General features: G+C 36.0%; 14 protein-coding genes. 13 read left to right on the top strand and 1 reads right to left on the bottom strand.

What is annotated here, in order from left to right:
* Positions 1–6: 6 nt before the first annotated feature.
* The gene (locus K0U91_RS06980; RefSeq protein ID WP_219969788.1) at positions 7–804 is read right to left on the bottom strand and encodes a DUF2797 domain-containing protein; all 798 of its coding nucleotides are present in this window, start codon (positions 802–804) and stop codon (positions 7–9) included.
* An 87-nt stretch (positions 805–891) separates the two neighbouring features.
* On the opposite strand from K0U91_RS06980, the gene K0U91_RS06975 reads away from it, so the two are divergent.
* The 13 genes from K0U91_RS06975 to K0U91_RS06915 all read left to right on the top strand — a co-directional run bounded on the left by K0U91_RS06975 (position 892) and on the right by K0U91_RS06915 (position 17,402).
* Positions 892–1,914 (top strand): GDP-mannose 4,6-dehydratase, encoded by a 1,023-nt coding sequence (locus tag K0U91_RS06975; RefSeq protein ID WP_220178894.1) that lies wholly within the window; start codon positions 892–894, stop codon positions 1,912–1,914.
* Positions 1,915–2,052: 138 nt separating this feature from the next.
* Complete coding sequence (locus K0U91_RS06970) at positions 2,053–2,274, top strand: DUF2795 domain-containing protein (protein ID WP_034709134.1); 222 nt, start codon at positions 2,053–2,055, stop codon at positions 2,272–2,274.
* A 114-nt stretch (positions 2,275–2,388) separates the two neighbouring features.
* The gene (gene secA / locus K0U91_RS06965) at positions 2,389–5,460 is read left to right on the top strand and encodes a preprotein translocase subunit SecA (RefSeq protein ID WP_219969790.1); all 3,072 of its coding nucleotides are present in this window, start codon (positions 2,389–2,391) and stop codon (positions 5,458–5,460) included.
* A 153-nt stretch (positions 5,461–5,613) separates the two neighbouring features.
* Positions 5,614–7,764, top strand: a complete 2,151-nt coding sequence (locus tag K0U91_RS06960) for a TonB-dependent siderophore receptor (protein ID WP_220178893.1) — start codon at positions 5,614–5,616, stop codon at positions 7,762–7,764.
* A gap of 128 nt (positions 7,765–7,892) precedes the next feature.
* Positions 7,893–9,104, top strand: a complete 1,212-nt coding sequence (locus K0U91_RS06955) for a PepSY-associated TM helix domain-containing protein (protein ID WP_220178892.1) — start codon at positions 7,893–7,895, stop codon at positions 9,102–9,104.
* Between the two features lie 82 nt (positions 9,105–9,186).
* Entirely contained in the window at positions 9,187–10,155 is a 969-nt protein-coding gene (locus K0U91_RS06950) for an ROK family protein (protein WP_219969793.1), read from the top strand.
* Positions 10,156–10,365: 210 nt separating this feature from the next.
* Positions 10,366–10,923 (top strand): peptide-methionine (S)-S-oxide reductase MsrA, encoded by a 558-nt coding sequence (gene msrA, locus K0U91_RS06945; protein ID WP_220178891.1) that lies wholly within the window; start codon positions 10,366–10,368, stop codon positions 10,921–10,923.
* Between the two features lie 152 nt (positions 10,924–11,075).
* Positions 11,076–11,780: a response regulator transcription factor gene (locus tag K0U91_RS06940; RefSeq protein ID WP_219969795.1), complete on the top strand. Its 705-nt coding sequence runs from the start codon at positions 11,076–11,078 to the stop codon at positions 11,778–11,780.
* Positions 11,781–11,782: 2 nt separating this feature from the next.
* The gene (locus K0U91_RS06935; RefSeq protein WP_220178890.1) at positions 11,783–13,192 is read left to right on the top strand and encodes a sensor histidine kinase; all 1,410 of its coding nucleotides are present in this window, start codon (positions 11,783–11,785) and stop codon (positions 13,190–13,192) included.
* A 143-nt stretch (positions 13,193–13,335) separates the two neighbouring features.
* Positions 13,336–13,833: a hypothetical protein gene (locus tag K0U91_RS06930; RefSeq protein ID WP_219969797.1), complete on the top strand. Its 498-nt coding sequence runs from the start codon at positions 13,336–13,338 to the stop codon at positions 13,831–13,833.
* 30 nt (positions 13,834–13,863) lie between these two features.
* On the top strand, positions 13,864–14,712 hold the full coding sequence (locus tag K0U91_RS06925) for a YoaK family protein (RefSeq protein ID WP_220178889.1): 849 nt from the start codon (positions 13,864–13,866) through the stop codon (positions 14,710–14,712).
* Between the two features lie 171 nt (positions 14,713–14,883).
* Positions 14,884–16,662, top strand: coding sequence for a DNA mismatch repair endonuclease MutL (mutL, locus tag K0U91_RS06920; protein WP_219969799.1), 1,779 nt, complete (start codon positions 14,884–14,886; stop codon positions 16,660–16,662).
* A gap of 5 nt (positions 16,663–16,667) precedes the next feature.
* The gene (locus K0U91_RS06915; protein WP_220178888.1) at positions 16,668–17,402 is read left to right on the top strand and encodes a rhomboid family intramembrane serine protease; all 735 of its coding nucleotides are present in this window, start codon (positions 16,668–16,670) and stop codon (positions 17,400–17,402) included.
* The last annotated feature ends 31 nt before the right edge of the window (positions 17,403–17,433 follow it).

Here is a 17,433-nt window from a genome sequence, read left to right as displayed (position 1 = left end):
TTATATTTAATTCTTTATATCAAGTTCAATCACATATCCTTCATGTCCTCTCACATTCATAAAATTTCCACCATCAAAGCCTAAATACTGTCCTTTAATTCCCGTAAGTCTTCCTGTAAATTCAGGCTTTTTATCAAGAGTAAAAGAAGTTACCTTTTCTGGTTTTGAAAAAGGATAATCAAACTTCCACATATTTTCTCCTTCAGAATAAAACTTTTGGAAATCATCAGGAAAATATTCTTTTATTTTTTGCTGAAAATCTGCCAAATCAATATCATCTTCGAAATCATCTTGCAGCATTTTTCTCCAGTTGGTTTTATCGGCAAGATGTTCTTTCAAAGCGACTTCGATCATTCCTGCTTCGTATCGGTTTTCAGTTCTGGCAATCGGTAGAGCAAATGTCGCGCCCTGATCGATCCATCGTGTCGGAATCTGCGTATTTCTGGTCACTCCCACTTTTACATCACCGGTATATGCTAAATATACGGTATGAGGCTGCAATTGGATTTGCCTCTCCACGTCAAGATCACGTTCCCCAATTCCCAGATGAGCAGTAGAAAGCTCCGGCCGAATGATGGTATCACTTGCGTACGGACTTTCAAAAAAGCAGCTTTTACAAAAGCCCATTCGGTAAATAGGCCTGTCATTCCCACAATGCACACATTGGAAACCGGTATGTCTGACATTCAGTTCTTTTCCTAATAATTCATTCATGTGAATTAAATCGCCCGAAAGATTAAGATAATATTGAATCGGCTGATCGTTGAAGCTTGTCATTTTTAAAATTTGTCCTCGAAACTGCATGCTATATATATTACTATTTGAAGTAAAATTAATCAATTATCTATTTAAATGGTTTAAATTTATACTTTTGCATATTAAAAAACATTGATGACTTATCTTGTAACCGGAGGAAGTGGATTTATTGGTTCCCATCTAGTTGAAAAATTATTAGAAAATGGACATTCTGTCATAAACATTGACAATTTCGATGATTTTTACGATTATAAAATAAAAATTAAAAATTCTCTACATTCCATAAAAAAAAATACTGATTTTAAATTTTCTGATAAACAAAGTGATATTACAAATCTAATTTCCAGCTCTAAATCAGAGTATTACACTTTATATCATACAGACATCAGAGACAAAAAAAATTTAGAAGAAATCTTTGCAAATCATAAAATTGACTTAGTTATCCATTTGGCTGCACTTGCCGGGGTACGCCCATCCATTGAAAGACCTTTAGAATACGAAGAAGTTAACATTCGAGGTACAATAAATCTCTGGGAATTGTGCAATCAGTTTGGAATTAAAAAGTTTATTTGCGCTTCATCATCAAGCGTTTACGGAAACAATACAAAAATACCTTTTTCAGAATCTGACAATGTAGACAAACCCATTTCGCCCTATGCTGCTACCAAAAAATGTGGTGAAATTTTAGGCCACGTTTATCATAGCCTTTATCAGATTGATATGATACAGTTGAGGTTTTTTACTGTTTACGGCCCAAGACAGCGACCTGATTTAGCGATACATAAGTTTGCAAAACTCATTTTTGAGGATCAGGAAATTCCTTTCTACGGGGACGGTAATACAGCCAGAGATTACACTTATATTGATGACATTATTGATGGAGTTTTAAAATCAATTCTATATTTAGAAAAGCACGCAAACATCTATGAAATCATTAATCTTGGTGAAAGCGAAGTCATCACACTCTCTCAAATGCTTTCTGAAATTGAGAAAAACCTTAATAAGACCGCACATAGAAAATTTCTCCCATTACAACCCGGAGATGTAAAAAAAACGAATGCAGATATCACCAAGGCAAAAAATTTAATCGGCTACCATCCAACAACAAACTTCCAAAATGGCATAAAAAAATTTATGGAATGGTTTTTGAGAAAATGACTTCAATCTATCGCAATCTTGCTTGCAGAAGCACTTGTTGTTAAGTATAGATAAAATTTAATAAAAGAATTGAAAATCAAGTCATAAAAAAAGTTTATAATATAACCTATTTTTATACTTTTGCAAAAATAAAAAATTATGTACTGGACATTAGAATTAGCTTCATACCTAAGTGACGCACCTTGGCCAATGACGAAGGCAGAACTTATCGACTATGCAATCAGAACTGGTGCACCGATGGAAGTTGTAGAAAACCTTCAGGCGATTGAGGATGAAGGAGAAGTTTACGATGCTATTGATGAGATCTGGAGCGATTATCCTACAGACGAAGATTATCTTTGGAACGAAGACGAATATTAATAAAAGCATCAGGCTTTAGGCAATACGCTTAAAGCTTTTTCAATACAAACATACACCAGCGAGTGTAATTTTAATATGCTTGAAACCTGAGGTTTTGAGCTAAAAACAAATTCTATGAGTTTTTTAAATAAAGTTCTTAAAGGGTTTTTGGGAGATAAAAAAGCGCAGGACCTAAAAGAAGTAAAAAAAGTTGTAACAAAAATTAAAGCGATTGAGCCGAGCATTGAGCAATTGTCTGATGACGGTTTGAGAGAAAAGACCGCTGAATTTAAAGATAAAATAAAAACAGCAACCAACACGATTACAACTCAAATAGAAGAAATTAAAGAGCAGATCAAAAACTCAAAAAATGTTGATGAAAAAGAAGCTCTTTTCTCTAAAATAGAAACTTTGAAAAAAGAATCTTATGAGATTGAAGAAAAAGTTCTTTTACAGGTACTTCCGGAAGCTTTTGCGTTGATCAAAGAAACATCCAGAAGATGGGCTCAGAACGGAGAAATTCGCGTAACGGCTACAGATTGGGACAAAGAACTTGCTGCAACTAAAGATTTCGTTGAAATTCAGGGGGATCAAGCAGTCTGGAAAAACTCATGGAATGCAGCCGGAACCCCAATCTTATGGGATATGGTGCATTACGACACTCAATTTATCGGCGGGGTGATTCTTCACAGTGGTAAAATTGCCGAAATGGCAACCGGTGAAGGTAAAACTTTGGTTGGTACACTTCCTATTTATCTGAATGCACTTCCCGGAAGAGGTGTTCACGTAGTAACCGTGAATGACTATTTGGCAAAAAGAGACTCCGCGTGGATGGGACCATTATACCAATTCCATGGATTATCAATCGACTGTATTGATAACCATCAACCCAACTCAGACGGACGAAGAAAAGCATACAATTCAGATATTACATACGGAACCAATAATGAATTTGGTTTCGATTATCTGAGAGACAATATGGTGGCTTCACCTACCGAACTGGTACAAAGAGAATTAAACTTTGCCATTGTGGATGAGGTTGACTCTGTATTGGTAGATGACGCAAGAACACCTTTGATCATTTCTGGTCCGGTTCCTCAAGGAGACAGACAGGAATTTGATGTTCTTAAACCATCTATCGACAGAATTGTTGAGGTTCAGAAAAAAACAGTTTCTGCAATTTTTAATGAAGCTAAAAAATTAATTGCTGCAGGTAACACGAAAGAAGGAGGATTCAAATTACTTCAGGCTTACAGAGGTTTGCCCAAAAACAGACAATTGATTAAATTCTTATCCGAAAGCGGAAACCGTGCATTGCTTCAGAAGACTGAAGCTCAATACATGGCTGATAACAACCGTGATATGCCAATTGTTGATAAAGATCTTTATTTCGTTATCGAAGAGAAAAACAACCAGGTAGATCTTACGGATAAGGGCGTTGAATACATGTCTCAAGGAAATTCAGACAACAATTTCTTTGTTCTTCCGGATATCGGAACAGAAATCGCAGAAGTAGAAGCTAAAAATTTATCTAAAGAAGAGGAATTTGAAGCTAAAGAAAAACTGTTTTCCGAATTTGCAGAAAAATCTGAGCGTGTTCACACGATGAGTCAATTATTGAAAGCATATACGTTGTTTGAAAAAGATGACGAATATGTCGTGATTGACGGTGAAGTGAAAATCGTTGATGAGCAAACCGGTCGTATCATGGAAGGAAGACGTTATTCAGACGGTCTTCACCAGGCGATTGAAGCGAAAGAAAGCGTAAAAATCGAAGCAGCAACTCAAACTTTTGCAACGGTAACCCTTCAAAACTATTTCCGTATGTACAACAAACTTGCGGGAATGACGGGTACAGCAGAAACGGAAGCCGGTGAACTTTGGCAGATTTATAAGCTGGACGTTGTGGTAATTCCTACCAACCGTCCGATCCAAAGAAATGACAAGCAGGATTTGGTTTTCAAAACCAACAGAGAAAAATATAACGCGGTAATTGAAGAAATCGAGAACCTAACATCAGCAGGAAGACCTGTTTTAGTAGGTACTACGTCAGTTGAGATTTCACAATTGCTTTCAAAGGCACTTCAATTAAGAAAAATTCAGCACCAGGTGTTGAATGCTAAGCTTCACAAGAAAGAAGCAGAAATTGTTGCGGGAGCAGGTCAGCCGGGAGTTGTGACGATTGCAACCAACATGGCTGGTCGTGGTACCGATATCAAGCTTTCCAAAGAAGTAAAGGAATCTGGAGGTTTAGCGATCATCGGAACAGAAAGACACGATTCAAGACGTGTTGACAGACAGTTAAGAGGTAGAGCAGGACGTCAGGGAGATCCTGGAAGTTCTCAGTTTTATGTTTCTTTGGAAGACAACTTAATGCGTTTATTCGGTTCTGAAAGAATTGCTAAAATGATGGACAGAATGGGTCATAAAGATGGTGAGGTTATTCAGCATTCTATGATTTCTAAATCTATCGAAAGAGCTCAGAAAAAAGTGGAAGAAAACAACTTCGGAACAAGAAAAAGACTTCTTGAGTACGATGATGTAATGAATAAGCAACGTGACGTAATCTATAAGAGAAGAAAGAACGCTTTATTCGGAGATCACTTGAAGTACGATATTACCAACATGATTTTTGACGTTTCAAATTCTATTGTAGCAAAAGGAAAAGCAACCGGAAACTTTAAAGATTTTGAATTTGAAGTGATTAAAAACTTCACGATGGAATCTCCTGTTTCTGAAAACGATTTTAAATCTAAACAGATTCCTGAACTGACAGATCTTCTTTTTAAAGCAGCTCAGGCTGACTACGATATGAAGCTGAATCTTCTGAAAGAAAAATCATTCCCTATTATTGAGAATGTGTATCAGAACCAGGGTTCAATGTTTAAAATGATTCAGGTTCCTTTCACAGACGGAGTGAAAACTTTAACGATTGTTACAGATTTGAAAGAAGCTCACGACACCAATTGTGACAGCTTAATCAATGATTTCGAAAAGAACATCACTTTATCAATCATCGATGAAAACTGGAAACTACACCTTCGTGAAATGGATGATTTGAGAAAATCTTCCCAGGGAGCGGTGTACGAGCAAAAAGATCCATTAGTAATCTACAAGCAGGAATCTTTCCATTTGTTCAGCGAAATGGTTGACAAAATGAATAAAGAAATAATTTCATTCTTATACAGAGGAGAAATTCCAGCATAAGAGATCAATTATAAAATATAACAAAAAACCGCTTCAGTTGAAGCGGTTTTTTGTTATTCAGTAAATACAACTTTACAAATATTATGACAAATATCAATACTATATTTTATTTAGAATAATTAAAAACTATATATTTGCAAAAAAATAACCTTCATGAAAAAACTATTGGTTTGCGCATCGCTGTTAGGTTCAATGATATCGTTTGCACAAGAAAAAGATTCTGTCAATTTAAAAAATATAGAAGAAGTAATCATCAATAAGATGGTAAAAAAACTTGATACCGAGTCTTCTAACAAAATGCCGATAAGTTTCATCGAAAACCCGCAAGTTTATTCTTCTATTGACAAAGGAATTTTGGAAAATCAGAATATTTTCACTGTAGATGATGCTTATAGAAATGTAACTGGTTTGCAGAAAATGTGGAATCCAACAGGAAGAGCCGGAGACGGTGGTTCATTTTTTGTTTTGAGAGGTTTTCCTTCTCAGGCTTCTACAAGAAATGGCGTAGTTGCTCCCGTTACTTCTACAATTGATGCTATCAATGTAGAAACTCTGGAATTTTTAAAAGGTCCTGTAGGAACACTATACGGAAGTACGGTAGCCTCTTATGGGGGCCTTATTAATAGAGTGACAAAAAAGCCTCAGCAAAATTTCTTTGGTGCAGTCTCTGCTTCTGCAGGAAGTTATAACACCTACAGAGCAACAGCAGATATCAACGCTCCGATTACAAAAGACTTACTTTTCCGCGTAAATACAGCTTATACCAACGAAGGGAATTTCACGAAACCTAATGCAGGAAATCAGTACACAACGTTTGCTCCAAGTTTGACATGGAATGTTTCCGACAAAGTTCAGCTGAATGTTGATTATGAGTTGTTTCGAAACCGAGTAACGGCAAATCCTTATTTCTTCTATCTTTCGCCGAAATCTTTGAACGGAATTGATAATATGAAAGATTTGGAAAAAGTTGCAGGTTTAGATTATAAAGAATCTTATACAGGAAAAGATTTGTATATGACTGCAAGAAATTCTAATATTTTCGGAAATGTAAAATGGAAGATTACCGACAATATCACCTCAAATACTTACATCAATAATTCTGATTCTTATTCTGACGGTTACAACCCTTATTTTTCGATTGCTTATGATGTTGCATCTTCTTCATATAATGTTGCAAGAGCCGACCAATCTACAAACGACAGTAAAAAATCTTGGTTCCAAATTCAACAAAACTTCAACTTCAATTATGATTTTTCAAATGGGATGAAAAACAAAACCGTTGTTGGTTTTGATTATATGAGAACAACAGAAAGATTACGTTACAAATATTTGAACTCTAATTTTGATGCTGTAGCAGCTTCAGGTGCAGATTATTCCGGAATGAATGCCGACGCTTTGTCTGCACTTTATGCAAATTCTGCAAATTTTTCTACTTATGATTATTTAAGAGATTTGAATACTTATTCAGGATATGTTTCCAACTTATTTACTCCGATCGCAAATTTGCACATTATGGCAGGCCTTCGTTATGAAAATAACGATTATCTGGGAGGAACGGCCGGACCAAATGCTGAGAAAGCATTCAACCAATCCGCATTTTCACCAAAAGCAGGAATTGTTTACGAAATAGTGAAAGGTACCTTCTCTGTTTTCGGAAACTATCAAAACTCTTTCAAGTCTAACGGATACTATACTTCTGATGTAATTGGCAATACATCACTTTCTGATCCTGAAACAGGAAATCAGTTTGAAGGTGGTTTCAAAGCGAGTTTATTCAAAAATAGATTCAATGCAACGGTTTCTTACTATAATATTAAAGTGAAAAATCAACTCCTGTACACGGGAGAGTATGCTCCGAACTTTGTTTCAGTACAACAGCAGGCCGCATCTACACTCAGTAAAGGATTTGAATTGGAAGTTAATGCATACCTTGTAAAAGGTTTTTCACTGGTCGGCGGTTTGGCTTACAACGATACGGTGGATGAATCAACAGATTTTAGACCAACAACAGCGGGTTCTTTCTGGAATGCAAATTTCAACCTAGCCTATCAATTTGTTGATGGAAAAGCAAAAGGTCTTGGATTCGGATTTGGTGGAAATTATGCCAGTGACAATAATGTAACAGGAGATTTCATTTTACCAAAATACTTCGTTTTGAATGCCAACGCATTTTACGATGCCAAGAAATTCAGAATTGGAGTTAAAGTAGACAACATTACCAGTGAGCACTATTGGACAGGATACTCAACCGCTAACCCGCAAATTTTAGCGAACTTCTTAGGAACAATCGCTTACAAATTTTAATTAAATCCATCTGCCAAACTCAGCAAATAAGTTTGGCAGATTTATTCAGATTAAAACTCACAGCTTTCGTAAATTGTATTTAATCTAAATAAAAGCAGAACTGATATATTTGACAACTCCAGGAATTAATGAAGAAAAAACATCACCATAAAAAGAGACCAAGCCTTTTAAAAAAATGGATGGGCCGATTGCACCTTTGGTTAGGGCTTTCAATCGGTTTGATCATATTTATTGTTTCTGTAACGGGAACTTTATTTGTATTTAAAGACGAAATCGAAAACTTCACCCGTAAAGATGTCATTTATCATCATGAAGTAAATATTAATCAGAAACAGATTTTACCGATTCGTGTCCTAGAAAAAAAAGTAGACGCTCAACTTAAGGAAAAATATAAAATCCATTGGGTTAACGTTCCTATAGACAAAACAATGTCTTACCAGTTTTATTGGTACGAGCACAATACCACAGCATGGAATTATTTTGACGAATTTCCTATATACAAGGTTGCCTACGTCAATCCCTATACCGGAAAAGTATTAAGAACATATGACGAAAAAAATGGTTTTTTTCAGATTGTAAAGTCAATTCACTGGAGCTTTTTACTAAAACAAGACTGGGGGAAATATGTTGTAGGAATTCCGGTCATCATTTTTATTTTTATGCTTATTTCAGGAATTATCCTGTGGTGGCCAAAAAATAAAGCAGCGCGAAAACAAAGATTTTCATTTAAATGGAACAATATCAAAAGCTGGAAGAGAAAAAACTATGACCTTCACAATATTTTAGGGTTTTACGCTTCGATATTTGCATTAATTTTTTCCGTCACAGGTTTATTCTATGCCTTCTTTGTTGTTCAGGCGATGATCTACGTTGTTTTTTCGGGAGGAAATACTGCATATCCGGATTTTTCACACATTACTACCAAAGCTCCTATCGAGACAAGAACGGCAACCACCTTAGATAAAGTAATCCATACCGTACAAGAAAAATATCCTCATTCTTATGGTTTCTCAGTAGATTTGGGACATCCTCATATGGACGATCATGAGCATCCTAATTTTTCGGTTTTTGTAAAACATTTATCTTATTCTTATCATAAAAACAGCAGTTTGATTTTTGACGAAAATTCTGGTGAACTATTACACACGCATGACCATGAAGATAAAGACTTAGGAGAGAAAGCGGTTGCAGCCAATTATGATATTCATGTAGGATCTGTTTTAGGTTTACCTACAAAAATTATCGCATTCGTGGTCAGCATTATCTGTGCTTCACTTCCGGTTACAGGCTTCATGATCTGGTGGGGACGGAGGAAAAAGACAAAAAAAGCGATCTCATAATTTTTTAATAATATTCTATATTAATCATTGTTAATACAATCTTTTTTATAAATTTATTGCCTCGAAATTATACAATAAGAAAATGTCAGTAGTAGATTTGTCAAAACAGGTTGCATTAGGTATCGATATCGGTGGAACCAATACTAAATTTGGTTTAGTGAATCACCGAGGCCAGATTTTAGCAAAAGGTTCTATTTCAACGGATGAATATGCAACTCCGGAAGCATTTATTGATGCGCTGCATGAGAATATTCAGCCATTAATTGATGAGCATGCAGAAGGAAAAATGATGGAAGGAATCGGAGTAGGGGCGCCCAACGCAAACTACTACAGAGGAACCATCGAGCAGGCGCCTAATCTCCCATGGAAAGGTATAATTCAGTTTGCAGATTTAATGACTGAAAAATTCGGACAACCCTGCAAAATGACCAATGATGCCAATGCCGCTGCTCTTGGTGAAATGATGTATGGTGCCGCAAGAGGCATGAAAGATTTTATCATGATTACTTTAGGCACAGGTGTAGGAAGCGGAATTGTTTCCAGCGGACATTTAATCTATGGACACGATGGGTTTGCCGGAGAACTCGGGCACACCATCGTAAAACCGGGTGGTAGAAAACACTGGAGCACAGGTTCTGAAGGAAGTCTCGAGGCTTATGCCTCTGCAACCGGAATTACCATTACGGCCAAGAAGATGAGGGCAGAATTTCCTGATTCTATGCTCAATCTATATCCTGAAGATGCCATCAATTCTAAAACTGTGCATGAATGTGCTGTGAAAGAAGATCCTGTGGCTATTGAAGTTTTCAGGTATACCGGTCAGAAATTAGGTGAGGCTTTAGCCAATTTTGTAATGTTTTCCTCTCCGGAAGCTATTTTGCTGTTCGGAGGTGTGATCAAAGCGGGAGATTTCATTTTAAAACCTGCAAAACTTCACATGGAAAGAAATCTTTTACCTATTTTCCGGAATAAGGTGAGATTGGTTTTCAGTGAACTGGACGAAGCAGACGCTGCAATTTTAGGAGCAAGTGCTTTGGTTTGGGAAAAATAATTTAATCAAATAAAAATATATGAGCATTCTTTTTGAGGATGCTTTTTTTGTTGTTGTTATTAATTAATTCATTTAGATTATTTGCCAAATCTATCATTGCAATTTGTGTTTAAACCTTTGTTTGGCTCAATTTTTTCTTATTTTTAAAAAGTTTAAAATCAACCTAAAAAAGTTCTTAAAAGATCTATTTATACTTAAAATCAATACAAAATGGATAAAAATAATTTACAGCAAATCACATTCGGAGGAGGATGTTTCTGGTGTGTGGAAAGCTGTTTTAATATGTTGAAAGGTGTAGAATCTGCAATTTCCGGATATTCGGGTGGCCATAAGGACAATCCGACCTATGAAGAGATTTGTACCGGAGAAACGGGACATGCTGAAGTTGTGCAGATTACTTACGATCCGGCAATCATTTCTTATGATCAACTGATGGATGTCTTTTTCTTCCTTCATGATCCTACCCAACTTAACAGACAGGGAAATGACATCGGAACTCAATATCGTTCTGTAATTTTCTACAAAGATGATGCAGAAAAGCAAAGAGCTGAAAACGCCATCAAAGCATCTGAAGCGACAGGAAAATGGTCAGGAGAATACGTAACAGAATTGGCACCATTTGAAAAATTCTGGGCAGCAGAGCAATATCATCAAGGATATTATAATGTGAATCCTAATCAACCCTACTGCAGCGCGGTGGTTGGTCCAAAAATTCAGAAATTCAAAAAACATTTTGGAGAACTCGGAATGTTGAAGGATTCAGAATAAGGAAAGCGAAGATTTCTCTTCGCTTTTTTTGTTTTTACCCTTCGCCATCCACACTCACACTCTTCCACATATTATTTATTTCAAGGCGAATCTTGCTTCGTCTTTTTCCGCATTAATTCTCTTTTCCCTATTTTTGTGAAACTCGTTGCATTATGAAAAAAATTGTTCTCATCGAAGATGAAACCAGCGTAGTTTCTTTTATTAAAAAAGGACTTCAGGAAAAAGGATATGAAGTTTCTGTGGCTTTTGATGGTCGCACGGGAGTCAGTCTCGTGCAGGAAAATGATTTTGACCTGGTGATTTTAGACATCATGCTTCCCGAAATGAACGGTTTGGATGTCTGTAAAGAGATCAGAAAAACTAACAAACACGTTCCTATTCTTTTTTTAACGGCTTTAGGAAGTTCGGAAAACATAGTTCTTGGCTTAGAAAGCGGTGGTGACGATTATTTGGTAAAACCGTTTAAGTTTATTGAACTAGTTGCACGAATCAAATCATTATTAAGAAGAAGCGTTCCTATTGCTGCACAGGAAGAAGAGGAAGAAGATTATAATGAATATCTTTTTAAATTCTCAGACTTAACAGTAAACGATTACACAAAAAAAGTAACTCGCGCAGGAGAAGAAATTTCTCTAACAACCACCGAATACAAACTGTTGATGTATTTCCTCAACAATCCCGAAAAAGTGATCTCAAGAGCCGAAATTCTGGATGCAGTTTGGGGCGTCAATTATGAATTGGGAACCAATGTAGTAGATGTCTATGTGAATTATTTACGAAAGAAAATTGATAATCAGGATGATAAAAAGCTCATTCACACCGTGATCGGAATGGGTTATGTTTTGAAAAAACCGTAGAAATGCCTAATAAAGTGATGACAAATCAGACCAAAACGATGGTGCTTTTGATGGTTGTTTTTATAACTGTCATTTCGCTGTTTGGCGGCTTGGTCTATTTTTCTATTGTTAATTTTTCGCACCAGAGGTTTTATGAATTACTGAAAATCCGTACAACGACGATCGTTCAGATTGAGAAAAGTAAACAGCGCCTTGATCTTCCGGAGAATCATATTCTCAACGGCCTGAATGACGAAGAACTTCCTATGGAACGCGATTATGTTTTTGCAGTTCCTGCAGATTCAAATTTCAAAAATATTTCTAAGGAAGTCCATATTCCCGATACATTTTTTAAAAATATCATCAGAAAAGGAGAAGCTAATTACAATGATAAAGAGTTCTATTATATCGGCCAATCCTTTAAATTTAATCAGAAAGAATACATAGCCATTGCCTCTGCAAAAAATCATTATGTCGTTTATTATCTAGGCTTTTTGAAGAGAACAATCATTACCTGCATGGTACTCTCTATCTTTTTCAGTATGATTTTCTCCTTTTATTTGTCTAAAACTTTATTTAAACCTATTCTTAAAATCACCGGAAAAGTAAAGCAGATCAGCTCTGAAAATTTACACTTAAGGCTGGAGCCTCAACCGGACAACAGAGAACTAAATGAGTTGGTAGATACCTTCAATACCATGTTGACAAGAATTGAAACTTCCTTCGAAACTCAAAATCACCTCATCGGGAATGTTTCTCATGAGCTCAGAACGCCGTTAACTTCAATCATGGGAGAAGCTGATGTTGCCTTATCTATCAACCGAACTGCTGATGAATATAAGGAGACTTTGGAAATTATCCTCGATGAAGCCGAAAAGTTGGATAAAAAAATCAAAGCTTTACTTATTATTGCCCAAACCGGTTTTGACGGGAAAATTCAGAAAATTGATAAAGTGAGAATTGATCAGTTGCTTTGGGATGTTATTGAAACCATCAGAAAAATAGATTCCCGAAATAATATTTATCTCGACATCAGCATGCTGCCCGACAATCCTAAAAAACTGAAAGTGCAGGGAAATGAACAACTTCTTCACCTCGCGGTTGCAAATATTGTGAATAATGGCTGCAAATACTCCAATTTTCAGCAAGTAAAAGTTTCACTAGGCGCAACAGATACAGATGTTTACATCATCGTAAAAGACACCGGAATCGGTATCCCGGAAATGGAAATGGACAAAATTTACGATCCTTTTTTCAGGGCTTCAAATACCAAAAATTATGAAGGCTACGGCATTGGTCTTCCGCTCGCCAGAAACATCGTGAGAATGCATAACGGCGAACTAATAGTGAGTTCACAGGAAAATCAGGGAACCACCGTACAGCTTCGTTTTCCTACTATTGATGCAACTCAGCATACAGAAAACCAATCTTAGCTTCAGAACGAAGCAATTTCGAAATGAAAATTCTAATCTCATTTTAATCTCTTTAATCACATTTTAATTCGGTTCCAAAGATTTTCTAATCTTACAGATATAGTTTTGTATTATCAAAATCGATAATCACTAAATCTAAAGATATGATCAGGACTATTTTAATTGCAACAGACTTTTCCCTAGAATCTCTAAATATTCTAAAGAAAGTTTTAAAACAAAAAAACACTGAAGAACTGGACACGCGATACAACATTTTGCTTGTAACGGGTTACGACATGGGAGATTCTATCAGAGATCTTTTATTTAATACCAAAGGAACAGTTTTCAGTAAAATCAGATCAAAAGAATTCTGCGATGCATACGGCATTATCAAAAACAAATACCCACATCTGGTTAACAAAATATTTTGCGATGTATTCTCGGGAAGCTTCCAAAAAGCATTTGATAATTATCTAAAAGCCGAAAATATTCAGGAGGCATATTACACACTTTTTTTAAAAAATAAAAATGCTAATGGCAGATTTGATCTAGCTCCTTACATCAAAAAGGCAAAGAACATTCAGGTAAAGGAAATACCACTTGAAGTTCCTGAATCCATGCCTGAAAGAGGAAGGTTGGCAGAAGTTTTTGTTGAAGTTTAAATTGAATAATAACTATTTAAAATTAGAAAAATGTTAAGAAATTATAGTAACAGCAGGACATTGGGAGACAATATAAGACTGGGCACGCTGACTGCTTTTACGGCAGGAACTATAAATATTGCATCTCTATTGATATTCCTTTCCTTCACCACAAATGTAACGGGACACTACGCTGTTTTTGCAGCAGAGATCAGTAAAGGAAACTGGTCGCAGGTTGCCATCGTTGGCGCATGGATTTTACTGTTTTTTTTCGGGAGTTTTACAGCAAACTTTTTCGTCATCAATTTTAACAAGAAAAGTAAATATTTCGCACACGCAATGCCAATTGTTTTAGAGATTCTGTGTCTCGTCGGGGTTGGTTTTTATGGACAGTTTTATTACCAAAAAACTCTTGAAGAAGCCGAAGTTCTGGTAGCCTTAATGCTTTTTGCAACTGGCTTACAAAATGGTTTGACAGCAAGTATATCCAACTTTTTGGTAAAAACTACCCACCTTACCGGAACAACTACCGATTTAGGAATTTTGATGTCTATGTTTACCCATAAAAAATACAGAAAAAATCCTGAGTTGATTGCAAGAGCAAAGCTTTTATCAAGCGTTATGTTTGCATATGTTTTAGGTGCGATCTTCTCAGGATTGGTTTATTACTCATTGGAATTTAGCGTGTTTTACATCATAAGTTTATGTTTATTGGTTGTAATAGGATATGACTTTTATAAGATTAATATCAGACATTTCAGAACCAACTACCGTTATGCGAAAATGTATAACAAGCCAAATTTTATGGCATTTATGTATGATAAGATTCACGGTAATGGTGAAGTCTTTATCAACACCAGTCCTAAAAAGAAGTCTAAGCTTATCTTGGAAAAGACTTAAATCAATTACAACACAAATCGTATATACTTTAGTTTTGTGCCTCTATTTGCTTTGCAAATGGGGGCTTTTATTATTCTAACCGGCTGATGAGCAGACTTAATTTTTAATTCATCCCTTAATTATTTTAATTCTTATTTCCTTTGACTATTTTTGTAAGTTCATTTACCTTTTATGTCAGATATTATTCAGCTTTTACCGGATCATGTAGCCAACCAAATTGCAGCAGGTGAAGTGGTGCAGCGCCCCGCTTCGATTGTAAAAGAACTTTTGGAAAACGCCATTGATGCAGGAGCTTCAAAAGTAGAACTGATCATAAGAGATGCCGGGAAAAACCTTATTCAGGTGGTTGACGACGGAAAAGGAATGTCTGATACCGATGCCAGAATGGCTTTTGAAAGACATGCCACCTCAAAAATAAGAGCTACAGACGATATATTTAGAATTTCTACCAAAGGTTTTCGTGGGGAGGCTTTAGCATCTATTGCTGCCGTTTCTCAGGTAGAGCTTAAAACAAGAAAGCCGGAATCGCCGCTAGGTACCAATATTTATATAGAAGGCGGAACTTTCCAGTTTCAGGAGCCTGTGCAAACTGCAGAGGGATCTAATTTTTTAGTAAAAAATCTTTTCTACAATGTTCCTGCAAGAAGAAAATTCCTGAAAAATAACAATATAGAATTCAGACATGTTATTGATGAATTTCAGCGTGTTGCTTTAGCTCATGAGAATATAGAATTTTCTATGTTTCATGATGACGACCCTGTTTTCAGATTGCGAAAAGGAACACAGATGCAGCGTATTGTCGATGTTTTCGGAAGAAAATTACATCCGCAGCTGATTCCTATTAAAGAAGACATTCTCTGGTGTAAACTTCATGGGTTTGTTGCCAAACCGGAAGGCGCAAAAAAAACCCGTGGCGAACAGTTTCTTTTCGTCAACGGAAGATTCTTTAAAAGTCCGTATTTCAACAAAGCGGTTCAGGAAGCTTTTGAAGGGTTGCTTTTACCCGGATATATTCCTACGTTTTTTCTTTTCCTGGAACTAGATCCTGAAAAAATCGATGTAAATATTCATCCTCAGAAAACGGAAGTGAAATTCGAAGATGAGCACCTTATTTTTGCATTGATTCGCTCTACAATCAAAAGATCACTCGGAATTTACAATATTGCGCCAAGTTTAGATTTTGAGAGAGATCCGCATCTCGATGAGATGATGCAGAAAAGCTTCCCAAGTAAAAGCAATAATGCCGGAAATCTCAAAATACCCGAGATTACGGTAGACCGGGACTATAATCCTTTTTTGGAAGAACGCAGCGTTACAAAAAACGAAATTCAGAATCTCACAGAGATGTACCATCAGAATATTTCTGCCGAGCCTTCAAAGATCAATCTTTTTGAAGACGAAGATTTTGACGAAGATCTGATGCGGCTTCCAAACGGATACTGGTTGTTTAACAAAGGAGACAGAACATTGATGCTTGATTTGGGCAGAATGCATCGATTGGTGATTGCAGAAAACAATAAAACTCAGAAAAAAGGCAATGTAAGCCACGCTCTATTGTTCTCCTTAGAATATCACATGAATGAAATTGAGAAAAATAAATATAAATCAATCAAAAAATTTCTCCCGGAATTGGGTTTTGACATGAAAATTGCACACGAAAACGTGCTCAGAATAGACGCCGTTCCCGAAGGTTTGAAAGAAACCCAGGTCATGAAGTTTCTCGAAAATCTTTTTGACATTCTGGAATATCGAACCGAAGACGAATTTATGCAGTTTTACCACAATCAATGGGCAAAAATGCAGTCGAAATCACGGTTTGATTTTATTTACAAGGCCGATGCAGAGCAGGTGATCAAAGACTTCACGGCATTGGGCTTTCCCGAGTTTTTACCCACCGGAAAAAGATGTTTTTATGAAGTTCCGTTTAATGATTTTAAAAATAAATTTTAAGAGAGATGTTTAACAATATACCGCCGATTACACGAAATATAATTATTTTAAATGTTGTTGTTTTTATAGCGTCATTTCTATTACCTCAGCTCAACGATATATTTGCTGCCTATTATCCATTTTCTCCAAATTTCAAATCATGGCAGATTGTTACTCATATGTTTATGCATGGCAGTTTTATGCATATCCTCTTCAATATGTTTACTCTATACAGTTTCGGACCTATTCTGGAGCAATCACTTGGAGATAAAAAATATATAATTCTTTATTTCGTAAGTGGTTTAGGAGCATTTTTTCTATTTAATTTATGGAATTTTGTAGAAGTTCAAAAGATTATTAGTGATATGGAACTGTTAGGTTTAAACCCTTCTGAAATTTTCACCAAAGCAGATATTAATTATGTAGGAGATTTAAAAATTAATGCAACTACCGCAAAAGGTCAAGAATTATCACAAACTCTATATGTAGCTCTCAGAACTCCAATGGTTGGAGCATCAGGAGCCATTTTCGGAGTCATTGCTGCATTTGCAACCCTATATCCGGACTCAAAAATCGGAATTCTATTTATTCCCATCCCAGTAAAAGTAAAATATGTACTTCCTATCGTTATCGTAGGATCAATTTATTTGGGAATTTTCGGTGGTGGTGGAAATATTGCCCATCTCGCACACGTTGGAGGAGCGATTGTCGGTTTTATTCTCGCAAGGATTTGGAGGAAACATTTATATAGATTTAATTAAAATATTGTGAAAATCTTTCGACTCTTTTTTC

Origin of the sequence: Chryseobacterium sp. LJ668 (genome assembly GCF_019613955.1) — a bacterium.
Lineage (GTDB): Bacteria > Bacteroidota > Bacteroidia > Flavobacteriales > Weeksellaceae > Chryseobacterium.
Note: the sequence above shows the minus strand (reverse complement) of the source record. Positions and strands in the feature narration are given on the sequence as shown.